The following is a 14,438-nucleotide window of genomic DNA, read 5'->3' on the forward strand; positions in this document are numbered from 1 at the left end:
CCCCGCCCCGGCAGCAGCGTAAGATCGATACATGCGTGAACGCTTCAATCCGCTGCGCCGCGCCCAGAGATGGACTAAAAATCATGGCCAGTTCAGCAAAAACCGCCGCAAAATCTGCGCCCAAACCGGCACCCAGGCCAGCGGCATCCGCGAAATCAGCCAAGACCGTCAAACCTGCCGCCAGCAGTAAAGCCGCGGCAGCCCCTGCCACAGCCGAACCCTCCCTGCGCTTCCACCATTCGAAGGCGCTGCGAGCAAAAACCCATGCCGTACTGGCTGCCCTTGAAGCAGCACCTGACAAGGCAAATCATGGTGACGCCTTGGCCGATCTGGTGGCGGATCTGACGCAGGCTGGCATGGACTATTACTACCTGAGGGCTCTCAAACTGGCCCAGGTCGGCTTTGTCGTCGAGCAGTCCGCGCGTCTGGGCATGTCCGGCGCGGTGATGCTCATCAATTCGGTGAGCCGAAAGTTCATTGTGCGCATGGACAAGGCCCAGCTTTTGGTCGTTGCCCGTCATATCCGTGAACTCGCGTGACCAGCATGGCGCAGATGGCGCAAGCACGAGACGGTCACTCTGCCCTACAATATCGGTTGACGGGCCTTCCCGCATGGTGAAGCGGCCAACCGGGTCAGATGGGGAACCAAGCAGCCCTAACTGTAGAGCCAGTGCCGGGGTCAAGGCTCGTCAACCTTATTCTTTTGCACACTTCTGGATAGCAGTCGCTTTCAACTCAAGAGCGGCTGCTGTCTGGTTGCTGGCATGTGCCTTTGGCCTGACGGCTGCAGCGCAGGTGATGGCCCAGAGCGGTCCAGCTCCCAGTTTTCCGGTTTTTGAGGTCTCAGCCCAGACACCCGGACGCATCGAAGTTGGCGTCCAGATGGGTGTCCTGGTGGACAGTTCCCGGGCCCTGACACGCCAGCAGGTCATGTCATCCGCCCAGCCCTGGCAAACCATCAGCCGGCAGTCTCCCAATTTTGGTTTCACCGACGACGCGTACTGGTTTCGTTTCCAGATTGACAACCAGGGCGCGCAAGAGGCTAGGCGTCTCGTCGAGTTACCCAAGCCGTATATCGACGACGTGCAGCTCTACCATTACGCAGGCGGGCAACTCAAGACCAGCTACGCCCTGGGTGACGAGAAACCTTTCGCACAGCGGCCCGTTCGCCACCCGAGTTTCATCATGCCCCTGACCCTGGCGCCGGGGGCCAACCTGATCTACATCCGCCTGGCCTCGACGGGAACAATTGAGGCACCGTTTCGAATCTGGGACCTGGTCCAATTTCATGAGGCCGGCAACGACGAAAGTCTCATACAAGGCGCTGTGATCGGCATCCTGCTGATCATGATTGTCTACAACCTGTTTGTGTTCTTCTCCACGCGGGACGTTGACTACCTTTATTACATCTGCTTCGTTGCCAGCTTCCTGCTTTTTTACTTCACGATGACCGGCTACACCTTTGCCTACGTCTGGCCGCGCGCCATTCGCTGGAACAGCTTCGCCATCTCGACCTTCATTTCCAGCGCGACCTTGTTCGCCTGCCTATTCGCCCGCAGCTTTCTCAAGCTGCGCAGCTTTTCGATGCCGGCCTTCTACTTGCTGCGCGTTCTGACGACCGCCAGCGCCCTGATGCTGGTGCTGACATTTGTGCTGCCCTACAACGTGACAGTCCGCATCGGCGCAATCCTTGGCGCACTGGCCTCAGTGATTGCGCTGACCGTGGGCTACTGGCGGTGGTGGCGTGGCGCCAGATTTGCACGCTTCTATTGCCTGGCCTGGACCGCCGTGTTGATCGGCATCGGCATTCTGAGTGCCAGCAAATTCGGCTTGATACCGTTCAATGCCTGGACCAACCATGCGCCCCAAATTGGCATCGTCCTGCTCGTGGTGCTGCTGTCATTCACGCTGGCAGACCGCATCAATACCGATCGCTCACTGCGGGTCAATGCCCAGGCCGTGGCACTGGCCCACGAGCGAAAGGCGCGCGCGTCACAGGAAGCCCTGATCAGGGGCAAGGAAGAAGCCAACCGCCAGCTGGAACAGCGCGTGAAGGCGCGCACCACAGAGCTGAACAACACGCTGGACCAACTGCAGGTCGCCAATGACCGATTGCAGCTTCTGTCCACCACCGACGGACTCACCCAACTCAGCAACCGCGCGTTCTTTGACAATGCCCTGGCCACCGAGCACCGACGCGCCTGCCGGCTGAAAAGCTCGCTGTCGCTCATTCTTTTTGACATTGACCACTTCAAGCAGATCAACGACACCCATGGTCATCCGGGCGGTGACGCCTGTCTGCGGGCATTGGCCAACCTCATGCGCGCCAGGATTCACCGCACCGGCGACGTTCTGGCCCGCTATGGCGGAGAAGAGTTCGTCATCTTGCTGATTGACAGCGGCCCGCAGGATTCGATGGCGCTAGCCGAGCGATTTCGCGCCGACATCGAGAAACTCTTGGTTGAATTTGATGGCGGTCCGATCCGCTTCACGGCCAGCTTCGGCGTGGCCTGCGGGATACCCGACGGACACAACAGCCCCCAGGACTTTCTGGCCAGCGCCGACAAAGCGCTTTACCAAGCCAAGCGTGACGGGCGCAATTGCGTACGCTCGGCCGCCGTCGCCAGCGGGGCGACCTGAGCACTCAGGCCGACGCGCGCTGCCCTTTCAACCAGCGCAGAGCGCCCTCACCCGCTGCCTTGCCGCTGGCGAAACAAGCTGTCAGCAAATAGCCGCCGGTCGGGGCTTCCCAGTCCAGCATCTCGCCGGCGCAAAACACGCCGGGTAACTGCTCCAGCATCAGGTTTTGATCCGTGACCTCAAACAGCACGCCACCCGCCGTGCTGATGGCTTCATCAATGGGGCGCGCTGCCACCAGCGTGATGGGCAGGGCCTTGATGGCTGCGGCAAGCTGGACGGGGTCGTTCATCTGCTCTTTGCTAACCAACTCATGCAGCATGGCGGCCTTGATGCCATCGATGCTCAGGCGGCTTTTGAGGTGGCTGGAGAGCGAACGCGAGCCGCGTGGATGTCGCACTTCGGCCAGCACGCGTTCAGCCGGCATGTCGGGCAGTAAGTCAAGCTGAAAAGTGGCCTGCCCATTGCGGATGATGTCGTCGCGCAGCAGGCTGGAAGCCGCGTAAATCAGGCTGCCCTCCACGCCGGTGGCAGTCGCTACAAACTCACCTTTGCGGTGAAAGCTGACGCCCTGCGAAGTCGTCAGACTGATCGCCACCGATTTAAAGGGTTGACCCGCAAACCGGCTGGCGAAATGTTCGCTCCAGCCGCCCTGCACATCGAAGCCGCAGTTGGTCGGCAGCAGGGGCGCCACCGCCACGCCACGCGCCTGCAGCCAGGGCACCCAGGCCCCATTGGAGCCCAGTCGCGCCCAACTGCCGCCGCCCAAGGCAAGCACCACGGCATCGGCCTGGGCCTGCACCGGACCTTGCGGGGTGTCGAAGCTCAAGTGCGTGGGTGCGGTGTCGCTGGTGCTGTCAGTGCCCCAGCCGGTCCAGCGGTGCCGCATATGAAACTGCACACCCGGCCCCGAAGCCGGATGACGCAGGCGGTGCAACCAGGCGCGCAGCAGGGGCGCGGCCTTCATGTCAGCGGGAAATACCCGACCCGACGTGCCGACAAAGGTGTCCACCCCCAGGCCTTTGGCCCACTCCCGCACGTGCGGGCCGTCAAAGCCCTGCAGCAAGGCCTCGATCTGGGCACGCCGGGCACCGAAACGGGAGGCGAAAATATCAACTGGCTCCGAATGCGTGAGATTGAGCCCACCTTTGCCGGCCAGCAGGAACTTGCGTCCCACCGAAGGCATGGCGTCGTACAAATGGACAGCCACACCGGCCGCCGACAACACGTCAGCGGCCATCAGACCCGCGGGCCCACCACCGACCACAATCACCTTTTTCATTGCATCACTATTCACGGTTGACCACTTCTATTCACTGTTAATTACGGTTTCAGGCGGTATTGCCATCCACGATTTCCACCAGGGCACCCTGCCCGGTCAGGAATCCGGCCCGGACCACGTCATCCGGATAAATGGCCTGCACGGCCGCGCGATATTGCCGTAGCTGCGCGACCAATGCGGGCTGGTCTTGCGGTGCCTGGGCCGACTTGTAGTCCAGCACCCACCAGTGGCCCGCATGGCCGGCGTCCTTGCGCTGCACCAGGCGGTCCAGCCGCAAGGGCTCGCCCTGGTACATCAGGTCGATCTCGTTACCCTGCCAGTCCACCACAGCCTTGTCCCAGGCCCAGGCGCCCTCGCCCTGCAAAATGCGCCCGGCCATGGCCGCCGCTTGCGCCCCCTGTTCCGGTGTCAGCTCAAACTCGCGCACCACAGCGGCTGTGTTGTTTGGCGAAATATCGCCCCATTCCAGCAACCGGTGCATGGCCTTGCCCGTACGGGCCACCGGGGAGTCTACGTCATCATCGGGGCTGACTGCCCCTTCTTCTGCTTCGCTTTTGATAGCGGGTTGCGCATACTCCACGGGGACCAGGGGCAGCTCCTTCATATAAAACACATTGACGTCAACCGTGACGGCGCTGCTCGCTGGCGGCAGATGCCCGACAGGCGTGACCTCGGTCGCCAAATTGGAGAGACGCTGCCACCAACTGCGCTCGGCCGCCCGGTAGGGCTCGATACTGGAAATCGCCAGCGTGTGCCGCGCGCGCGTCAACGCCACATACAACGCGTTGAGTTCTTCGCGCTGACGCTCCATCCTCTCCGCGTCCAGCGTGGGCACGACGCAGGCCGGTGGCTGGCTCTCGCTGGCGAGGAACACAAATTTGTTCGGCCAGGCCGCCTCACCGGGCCAGTCCACGAGCACACCCATGGTCTCGGCGTTGCGCTCGGGGGTGTCGGTGTCCAGCAGCAGCACCGCCTGCGCCTCCAGGCCCTTGGCGCCGTGGATGGTCAGCAGGCGCACCGCCAAGGGGTTGACTGCGGCGGGCGCCAGCACACCACCGGCCTTCAGGGCGCGGACAAAGGCGTATGGCGTGGCGTAACGCCCGCCGCCCAATTGCAGCGACACACTGAGCAGCGCCCGCAGATTGGTCAGCACCGTGTCCCGCTGGTTGGCGGGTGCCGCCGCCGCAAAGCGGGCCAACACGTCGTCATCCGTGTAGATGGCCTGCAACGCGTCGTGCGGCGGCAACTGGTCGACCCAGCCTTTCCATCGCATCAAATGGGTCGCTACCCCCCGTCCATCCAGCGTGGACAGCTCTGATTTTTGTAGCAAATCAAACCACGGCAAATCCAGCTCACGCTGCTGCAGTGCGAGTTGCACCAGGGCGTCATCCGCCAGGCCGAACAGCGGCGACTTGAGAGCCCGCGCCAGGGACAGGTCGTGCCGGGGCGACACCAGCACATCCAGCAGGGCCACCACATCCTGTACTTCGCAACAATCGATCAGATCGGTTTTTTCACCGATCTGGGCGGCGATGTGCAGCTTGCGCAACTCCATCTGCAAGGGCATGAGAGCAGCCCGCTTGCGCGACAGCACCATCACGTCGGCGGGCTGCAGGCCCGCGCTTGTGAGCTGCTGGGCAATCCAGGCGGCCGCCTGGCGCGCTTCCAGCGTGCGCAGGGTTTCTTCCGGCAGTTCGCGCGGGGTGGTGAGGCTGTCACGCCATTCGGCCGCCGGTGACCCACCCAATTCCTCATCGACGCCATCTGCTTCTCTTGACGCCCCCGCCCCACCTGCCGGCCGTGGAACCGGCGGCAATTTGCACACCAGGCCAGCCTCGAAAGAACTGGTGGTGTGCCGGCGAAAACCTTCATAGCCATCAGCCTCAGTCGCCACGGCCATGGCCGCATTCACGGTGGCGATCACGCCGGTGGCGTTGCGCCGGGTGTGGTCGCAGCTGAGCAAATCACCGCCAAGGCCGTCGCGCACAAAGGCCTGCGCCGCCTTGAACACCTGCGGTTCGGCGCGGCGAAAACGGTAAATGCTTTGCTTGGGGTCGCCCACGATGAACACACTGGGCGCCGTCGCGCCAGCACCACCGCTGGCGCCGCCGCCAGCGCCCGCATAGCCGCTGAGCCACGAGCGCAGCGCCTGCCACTGCAGCGGGTTGGTGTCCTGGAACTCGTCAATCAACAGGTGTTTGATGCGGGCATCCAGGCGCTCCTGCACCCAGCCCGAAAGCATGGGGTCGCCCAGCATCACCAGCGCAGCGCGCTCCACATCATTCATGTCCACCCAGCCGCGCTCGCGTTTCAGCGCGGCGAACTCGTTGAGCAGCACCCGGGTGAGCCGCGCCATGCGTTGCTGGTAGACCCAGGCCGCGTGTTGCAGGCGAGCTGCTACCACGCGCAACACCAAGTCCTGCGCGTCGCGCACCAGTTCAATACCGGCGATCTTCTCGCCAAACTTGCGCGGCGTGCCCTTCTCGGTCAGCAAGGCGGAAAACGCGGCCGATATGTCGCCGGCAGACAGCGCCGTTTCAAGCTCAACCCCTTTGGCTGAAAACGTCCTGGCGCTGGCGCCACCCAAGGCTTTGGCGGCATCGAGCAGGGTTTGCCAACGAAGTGGATGGGCGCTCAGAAAGTCATCCGGCGCAGCCAGCCCGGCAAATTCGGGGTACTGGTCGCAGAAATGCAGCACCGACTCACTCACCACGCCGTGGGCGTCGGCCAGGGCAAACTCGGTGCGCTTGTCCAGCGCCGTCTGCAAGGCTTTTTCGGTTTGCGAACGGCCATGCTCGAACACCACTGCTTCAAAGTCGGCCTTGCGTTCGACGTCACGTACCAGTGCCGCATAAAAACGCCGCCACACCAGCGCCTTGGCCGGGGCATCGTCCTCCAGCAACTCGTAATTGGCGGGCAATTCCATCTGCTGCAGAACAGCCAGCGGCGCAGTGCGCAGCAACGCGGCAAACCAGCTGTGAAAGGTGCGCACCTGCACCTGCCGCCCACTGGCAAGAATGCTTTGATATAGATTTGATAGCTGCTCAGGCAGCATGGACGGGGGCTGGAGGTCGTTTTCAATCAAAACACCACGGTCCCGCAGCTCTTTCACCAGTGTTTCGTTGTCCGCGTCAGCAAAGTCGGCGAGCCATTTGTACAGCCGCTCCCGCATCTCGCTGGCCGCCCGCTTGGTGAAGGTGATGGCCAGAATCTCATGCGGCTGCACCCGCAAGGTCCCATCCTGCGCGTCAACACCATCGAGCAGCGCGCGCACGATGCGCGACACCAGCATCCAGGTTTTGCCGGCGCCGGCGCAGGCTTCGACCGCCACGCTGCGGCGTGGGTCGCACGCAATTTTGTAGAACGCTTCGGGGCGGACGAGCTGGCCGTTGTGTTCGTAGGCGGGCTGGTCTTGTTGATCAGGCATTGTTGGCTCCCGCCGGGGTCTGATTGGCTTTAGCCGGGAGGTTTTTCCCCCACTCACTCCCCCCCGCCCCTCTCCCGCCCCGCCGGGCGGAAGAGGGGAGCCTCATTTGACCGTTGGCCTTCGGTGAGGGGGAAACTGGGGACTGCTGCAACTGTGCTTGCGCGTTACGGCCCGTGTTAACAGTTGGGGCTGGCTCCAGCATCTCAGTGCGGCACGGGCGGCCGCTAAGCGGCCGCGACGAGACAAAAAAAGACATCGCGCGCACTGCCTGTTTCAGCCCGCCAGTCTCCGACGCTCGGAACTCGCGCCCTGAATTCTTGCCGCGCCAAGCACAGTGGTAACCAACCCCTGTAATTCCGTTGCCGGAGCGCAGAAACAAAATGAGGCTCCCCTCTTTCGCCCGGCGGGGCGAGAGAGGGGCTGGGGGAGTGAGTGGGGGAAGCAAACCAAACAAAACTGAAATCACGCCAATTCCCAAAAATCTTTTCGACACAAGCCCCGCGCAGCGCAAAACTCGCAAGCCTTGCCCTCCCCCAACGCCGGCATCAGTGCGCCCGCCGCAATCCGAGCCATGTCGTTAGCAATGCCCTCCAGCAACTGATCACGCAATACAACAATGTCGGGCTGCGCATAGCTCCTGGTGGCATCCTTCTCCCCCACATTGACATAAGCCGCAGCCAGTGTGTCGTCCGTCAACAAGGCCGCATAGAACGCAAGCTGGGTGTCTTCCAGCGACTCCTTGATGCGCTGGGCGGTGGTGCTGCGCGCTTCGGTTTTGTAATCGATCACCAGCGCGCTGCCATCAGCCAGACGGTCAATGCGGTCGATCTTGCCAACCAGGTTCAAGCGCCCCAGCGGGGTCTCTTTCCAGGCCTCGGCCTCAAGGAAGGCGGCACCACTGGCCTCGTGATCAGCCAGCCATTGCAGGTAGCCCGCGCGCACGCGCGGCCAGGCAGCGGCAAAAGGAAGGAATTCACTCTGCGACAAACCCAGCTCTTGCGTCGCTTGCTCAGCCGCTACATTAATCATAGCTACCCGGGCAGATAATTCGGGGGCTGGCGCCTGATTCAATGATTCATGAAAGAGCTTGAGGACGTGATGCAGCCAGTTGCCGAAATCCCGCTTTCCCAGCTCCAAGTCCAGCTCATCCGGCTCTTGCAGCTTGAGCTGGCGCAGCGCAAAAAACCGGTACGGGCAGCGGCGCAGATCCTCGTAGGCGGTACTGGAGAGCCGGGTCAGCGGCAGCTCGTCGCCCGTCGGGCTGGGCATGGCGCAGGGCTGCGGTGCCAAGGTGCGCACGACGCGGGGGTCGGGAGAAAGTTCAGTGGCCTGCTGCAGCCGAAGCTCCTGGACAAAGCCGCTGGCCATCAGGTGCTCGCCACCTTCACTCTGGCGCCACAGCACGTCGACATTCGGAAATTGCAGGGCGTAGCGCCAGGCGGCCCGCGCGGCATCGGCCAGCTGCTCGCGCGATGGCAGCCCGAGCAGCGCGCGCTGGGCCGGGGTCCACATGCCGGGCGGCTCGGGCGACAGGGGCAATCGAATTTCGTCACAGCCGGGGAACACCACGGCCGCCAAGGGACGGCCCAGCACTTGGCTCAAGGGCAGAATGACCACCTGCGCGTGCGCCGGGTGTTCCGGAGAGAAACTCGCCCCTTCCATCGTCTGACTGACCCACGCCGTGAACTCATTGAGACCCATGCGTGTGGGCACATCCAGGAACTCAAACTCGGCCCCCTCACGCAGCCGCAGCGCGTCCAGCACGGCCTGCCCGGCCGGGTCCTGCAACAAGCCCGGCCATTGCCCCGCGCTTTGCAGGGCGGAGCGCAGATCCGCCAGCCAGCGCGCCAGTGGCCGGCCGGCCTGCAGACTGTCGCGCAGCGGTTTCACCTGCAGCGCCACCCCATCATTGACGGGCACCGAACGCCATTCGCGCACACCCATCCGGCGCCAGCTCGCCTCGGCCTGCGTCACGGCCAGTGGCTCGAACGCCGCTGAATTCTTGAGCCAGTCCAGCACCGCATCGGTGGAGGCGTCCCACGCACAGGCACGCAGCAAGTTCATCAGCGAGGCGGCAGCCCGCGTGGTGGACAGCTTCCAGCCGGTTTCGTCACGCACCGCCACGCCGCACCCGCCCAACATGGCGCTCACGCGACGCGTCAGCACCCGGTCCTGCGCCACCAGGGCCACCGGACCATGGCCAGCGGCCAGATGCGCCAACACACAGGCGGCAGCGCGATGCGCTTCGTCTTCTGCATCCTGCGCCGTGTGCAGCGCCACCCGGGCGGCGCCACTGTCCACATCCTGCGCAGCCAGCGGCGGCACCAACGACAACACCAGCGCCCGCTCACCCAGGCGCTGCTGCAACGCAAGCGCCATCGGTTCGGCCTGGAAGCCTTCCAGCAGCACCAGCAAATCAGGCGCCGCGGAAAAAACCGGATCAGACGGATAGCTTGAGCTTGCCGCCCATGCCAGCGCAATCTGCGCCGTCGCGGCCTCCAGCGCCAGCACGGTGGATTCCATGCCGGTGGAAAGCTCGGCAGCCAGACGCGCGCCCCAGGGGGCGCGGTCCATCGGCGCCACGGCAGCGGCGGTGCGGGCCAGGCTCCAGGCGGCTTCCATCACGCGTGCGCTGAGCACGCTCTCGTACGCCCCCAGTCCCGCGCGCGACAACAGGGAGGCGGCCGTCAGGACGTCGCGTGCGGCATCCAGCTGCATATCATCCCCGCCCGGCTCAAAGCCGCCCAGGCTACGGGTCCAGTTCATGGTGGTCTCGAACCGGGGAACAAAGTGCGCCTGCGCACCGTCTTGCCCCCTGAGCCAGGCGCTGCGGGCCTCCTGCATCAGTTGGGCATAGGGCACCAGCACCACGGTGCGCGACGGGTGCACCTCTTGGCGCGCCATCTCGGTACGGATCTGGCCCATGACCTTGTCCCATGTTGCCTGGGCAGGATGTTTTTTTGCTATTTCATCCATAGCGGATGGCCGATCGGCGAAGGGGCTTGGTTTCTGTCACAATTTCCCCACTTGACCTGTACCGACCCTCCATCAAGGAAAACTCCATGGCCAGCGAACTTATCAAACATGTGTCCGACGCTTCTTTCGAGGCTGATGTGTTGCAGTCCGTCCAACCCGTTCTGGTGGACTACTGGGCCGAGTGGTGCGGTCCCTGCAAGATGATCGCGCCCATTCTGGATGAGGTGTCCGCCGCCTACGAAGGAAAACTGCAGGTTGCCAAGATGAACGTCGACGAGAACCGCGACATCCCGGCCAAATTCGGCATTCGCGGCATCCCGACGCTCATGCTGTTCAAAGGCGGCCAACTGGCTGCGACCAAGGTCGGCGCCATGAGCAAGGCGCAGATGACCGCCTTCATCGATCAGCAACTCGCCTGATCAGGCCAGGTCTCCAGCCACTTGAGTTTCTCCCGCAGCCTTGGCAACGCTTCAAGGCTGCATTTTTTCCTGTCATAATCCGCTCAGTTCACCAACTCCGACCCCGAGTTGGTTCGAGTTCCCGGTTTAGAACCTTGAGGTTGTGGACACCCATCCGCCTCACCCCAAACCTCCCCCTGTATTTCGTTCAACTCCCTTATTGGGCCATTCCATGCACTTAAACGAACTCAAGGCACTGCACGTGTCGGAAGTCCTCAAGCAAGCCGAAGAGCTTGAGATTGAAAACACCGGCCGCATGCGCAAGCAGGAGCTGATGTTCGCGATCATCAAGAAGCGCGCGCGCACTGGTGAACAGATCATTGCCGATGGCGTGCTGGAAATCCTGCCCGATGGCTTCGGCTTCCTGCGCAGCCCCGACACCAGCTACACCGCCAGCACCGACGACATCTACATCAGCCCCAGCCAGGTCCGTCGCTTCAACCTGCACACCGGCGACATGATTGAAGGCGAAGTGCGCACTCCCAAAGATGGCGAGCGTTACTTTGCCCTGAACAAGCTGGACAAGGTCAACGGTGGCGGACCAGAAGAGAACAAGCACAAGGTGATGTTCGAAAATCTGACGCCTCTGTTCCCCAAAGTCCAGATGAAGCTCGAACAGGACATCAAGACTGACGAGAACATCACCGGGCGCATCATCGACATCATCGCCCCCATCGGCAAGGGCCAGCGCGCCCTGCTGGTAGCACCCCCGAAGAGCGGCAAGACGGTGATGATGCAGCACATTGCCCATGCCATCAGCGCCAACTACCCGGACATCCACATGATGGTGCTGCTGGTGGACGAGCGGCCCGAAGAAGTGACTGAAATGCAGCGCACCGTGAAGGGCGAGGTGATTGCCTCCACCTTTGATGAGCCCGCCGCCCGTCACGTGCACGTGGCCGAGATGGTGATCGAGCGCGCCAAGCGCCTGGTCGAGCTGAAAAAAGACGTGGTGATCCTGCTGGACTCCATCACGCGCCTGGCACGTGCCTACAACAACGTCGTGCCTTCCTCCGGCAAGGTGCTGACCGGAGGTGTGGACTCCAATGCCCTGCAGCGCCCCAAGCGCTTCCTGGGCGCGGCGCGCAATGTGGAGGAAGGCGGCTCGCTGACCATCATCGCCACGGCACTGATCGATACCGGCAGCCGCATGGACGAGGTGATTTTTGAGGAATTCAAGGGCACCGGCAACAGTGAGATCCACCTGGACCGCCGCCTGTACGAGAAACGCGTGTTTCCATCCATCCAGCTCAACCGCAGCGGCACCCGCCGCGAAGAACTGCTGCTGGCCCCCGAAATTCTGCAGAAAACCCGCATTTTGCGCCAGTTTCTGTACAACATGGACGAGATCGAGTCCATGGAGATGGTGCTCAAGCAAATGCGAGCTACCAAGAACAACAGCGAGTTCTTCGACATGATGCGTCGGGGCGGCTAAGCTATAATTTATGGTTTTACGCGACAAGTACGCCGGGCTTTGAATTGCACAATGGTTTGTGCAAGGGCCTGACGCGGCTAGCGCAACTGATGGAGAAGATATGAAAGAAGGCATTCACCCCAATTACCGCGAAGTTTGTTTCCAGGACATGTCCAATGGTTTCAAATTCGTGACCCGCTCTTGCGCCAGCGCCAAAGAGATGATCAAGATGGAAGACGGCCGTGAGCTGCCTTTGTACAAGCTGGATACCACCAGCGAGTCCCATCCTTTCTACACCGGCACACAAAAATCCGTGGACAACATGGGTGGCCGTGTCGAGCGCTTCCGCAACCGTTTCGGCAAGACCAAAGCAGCCGAGACAGCAGCACCAGCCGCCGCCGAATAAACTGGCCGACGCTTCGTGTCCAAAAGGCAGCCCGGGTTACCGCGCTGCCTTTTTTCATACCGATCCAGCATGACGGCCAGCGTTCCTTGTTCCCTCTAGCGCCACAGCGTGAATAAACCCACCCCCGCCATCGTTGCCCAAGGAGCCGTGCGCCGCTTGCCGCGGACCGCACTGCTGTTGCTCTGCATCGCCTACGTGCTGCCGGGCTTCCTGGGCCGCGAGCCGTGGAAAAGTGCCGACATGACGGCATTTGGCTATATGGCCGAACTGGCGCGGGGTGCAACAGCGTGGCTGTCGCCGCGGCTGGTGGGATTGCCGCCCGACGTGGATGCGCTGCTTCCCTATTGGCTTGGCGCCTGGGCCATGCAAATCGCACCGGCGTGGATAGCGCCTGACTTCGCGGCGCGCATCCCTTTTGGCATTCTGCTGACACTGGCCCTATTGGCCACCTGGTACGGCACGTACTACCTGGCACGCAATCCAGAGGCGCAACCTGTGGCGTTTGCGTTCGGCGGGGAGGCCTTGCCGCCTGACTATGCGAGGGCCATGGCAGACGGTGGCCTGCTGGCATTCATTGCCTGCCTGGGTCTGGCCCAGTTGTCCCACGAAACCACGCCAGCCCTGGCTCAACTTTGTTTCACCGGCCTGTTCTTCTATGCGCTCGCCGCCCTGCCCTATCGCAAGCTGGCACCCGCCATCGGTGGTGTGCTGGGGCTGACGGGATTGGCGCTGTCTGGCGCACCAGCGATCGCCACCCTGCTGGGCACGGGCGGCGCGCTGATTCACCTGCTGGATCGCTCTCCTGAGCCTGACAACAAAAAATACCAGTTCCTGTGGGCTGCTGGCATTGCGCTCCTGACCTTGTTCGTGGCCCTTTTGGCTTCATTGCTGGATTTGTGGCGCTGGCGTATCGAACTGCCTGAGGCCAGCTGGCCAGAATGGCGCAGCCTGGGCCGCCTGCTGCTCTGGTTCACTTGGCCCGCCTGGCCGCTGGCGCTGTGGACCTTGTGGCGATGGCGCTATCAACTGGTGCGTGGCGGCGTGCCGAGCCGGCATTTGGTGCTGCCACTCTGGTTCGCCGGCGTTGCCGTGGGTGCCACACTGACCACCGGATCGGCCGATCGGTCCCTGTTGCTGGCCCTGCCCGCCATGGCGGCGCTTGCGGCATTTGCCCTGCCCACGCTGGGACGAAGCGTGGCCGCACTGATTGACTGGTTTACGCTGATATTCTTCTCGGGCTGTGCCCTGATCATCTGGGTCATCTGGATTGCCATGCAGACAGGCGTGCCCCAACAGCCCGCCGCCAATGTCGCGCGACTGGCACCAGGGTTTGAACCCAGCTTCTCATTGCTTCCTTTCCTGACCGCTGTTGCCGCAACGCTGGCATGGGCCTGGCTCGTGAAATGGCGTGTCGGTCGGCACCGCGCTGCAATCTGGAAAAGCCTGGTCCTGCCAGCCGGAGGGGCGGTGCTGTGCTGGCTGTTACTCATGACCGTGTGGCTGCCGCTGCTTGATTTTGCGCGTAGCTATGCGCCGCTGGTGCGTCGCACGATGATCGTCATGCAACAACAGCCATCCTGCGTTGAAGCGCACGGCCTGAGTCGCAGCCAGATCGCCGCGTTTCAATTCCATGGTCACCTTTTGATGAAACAAGCCGGTTCACAAGCCCGTTGCCCTTGGCTGATTGTGGACAAGGACGCCGCGAAAACGCTACCAGCAGCGGCAGACCGGACGCAATGGACCATGCACAGCTCGATGCGTCATCCGTCCGATCGGAACGAGGATCTGCTGATTTACAAACGGACGGCCCAAAAAGGGTCATAGGAAGCGCTGCGAAC

Annotated in this window: 9 protein-coding genes and 1 other RNA gene; 7 read left to right on the forward strand and 3 right to left on the reverse strand. The window is 62.6% G+C overall.

Features of this window, described 5'->3' with window-relative positions:
- Window positions 1-83 precede the first annotated feature (83 nt).
- From Q7T10_RS02035 to Q7T10_RS02045, 3 genes are all read left to right on the forward strand, one after another.
- The gene (locus Q7T10_RS02035; protein ID WP_304745367.1) at window positions 84-539 is read left to right on the forward strand and encodes a hypothetical protein; all 456 of its coding nucleotides are present in this window, start codon (window positions 84-86) and stop codon (window positions 537-539) included.
- A 58-nt stretch (window positions 540-597) separates the two neighbouring features.
- Window positions 598-694: signal recognition particle sRNA small type (gene ffs, locus Q7T10_RS02040), an RNA gene on the forward strand.
- 104 nt (window positions 695-798) lie between these two features.
- Window positions 799-2,640, forward strand: a complete 1,842-nt coding sequence (locus Q7T10_RS02045) for a diguanylate cyclase (protein ID WP_304745369.1) — start codon at window positions 799-801, stop codon at window positions 2,638-2,640.
- A gap of 4 nt (window positions 2,641-2,644) precedes the next feature.
- Here Q7T10_RS02045 and Q7T10_RS02050 read toward each other — a convergent pair whose 3' ends face one another.
- From Q7T10_RS02050 to Q7T10_RS02060, 3 genes are all read right to left on the reverse strand, one after another.
- Window positions 2,645-3,919 carry a TIGR03862 family flavoprotein gene (locus tag Q7T10_RS02050; RefSeq protein ID WP_304745740.1) on the reverse strand — a complete coding sequence of 425 codons (1,275 nt, stop codon included), beginning with the start codon at window positions 3,917-3,919 and terminating at the stop codon, window positions 2,645-2,647.
- Between the two features lie 49 nt (window positions 3,920-3,968).
- Window positions 3,969-7,346 (reverse strand): exodeoxyribonuclease V subunit beta, encoded by a 3,378-nt coding sequence (locus Q7T10_RS02055; RefSeq protein WP_304745371.1) that lies wholly within the window; start codon window positions 7,344-7,346, stop codon window positions 3,969-3,971.
- Window positions 7,347-7,808: 462 nt separating this feature from the next.
- Window positions 7,809-10,322, reverse strand: coding sequence for a PD-(D/E)XK nuclease family protein (locus tag Q7T10_RS02060; RefSeq protein ID WP_304745373.1), 2,514 nt, complete (start codon window positions 10,320-10,322; stop codon window positions 7,809-7,811).
- Between the two features lie 86 nt (window positions 10,323-10,408).
- On the opposite strand from Q7T10_RS02060, the gene trxA reads away from it, so the two are divergent.
- From trxA to Q7T10_RS02080, 4 genes are all read left to right on the forward strand, one after another.
- Window positions 10,409-10,741 carry a thioredoxin TrxA gene (trxA, locus tag Q7T10_RS02065; RefSeq protein WP_304745375.1) on the forward strand — a complete coding sequence of 111 codons (333 nt, stop codon included), beginning with the start codon at window positions 10,409-10,411 and terminating at the stop codon, window positions 10,739-10,741.
- A gap of 211 nt (window positions 10,742-10,952) precedes the next feature.
- On the forward strand, window positions 10,953-12,215 hold the full coding sequence (rho, locus tag Q7T10_RS02070) for a transcription termination factor Rho (RefSeq protein ID WP_304745377.1): 1,263 nt from the start codon (window positions 10,953-10,955) through the stop codon (window positions 12,213-12,215).
- Window positions 12,216-12,315: 100 nt separating this feature from the next.
- Window positions 12,316-12,600, forward strand: coding sequence for a type B 50S ribosomal protein L31 (locus Q7T10_RS02075; protein ID WP_304745379.1), 285 nt, complete (start codon window positions 12,316-12,318; stop codon window positions 12,598-12,600).
- Window positions 12,601-12,708: 108 nt separating this feature from the next.
- Entirely contained in the window at window positions 12,709-14,424 is a 1,716-nt protein-coding gene (locus Q7T10_RS02080; RefSeq protein ID WP_304745381.1) for a hypothetical protein, read from the forward strand.
- Window positions 14,425-14,438: the final 14 nt, after the last annotated feature.

This window comes from Rhodoferax sp. (assembly GCF_030646845.1).
In the GTDB taxonomy this organism is placed as follows: domain Bacteria; phylum Pseudomonadota; class Gammaproteobacteria; order Burkholderiales; family Burkholderiaceae_C; genus Rhodoferax.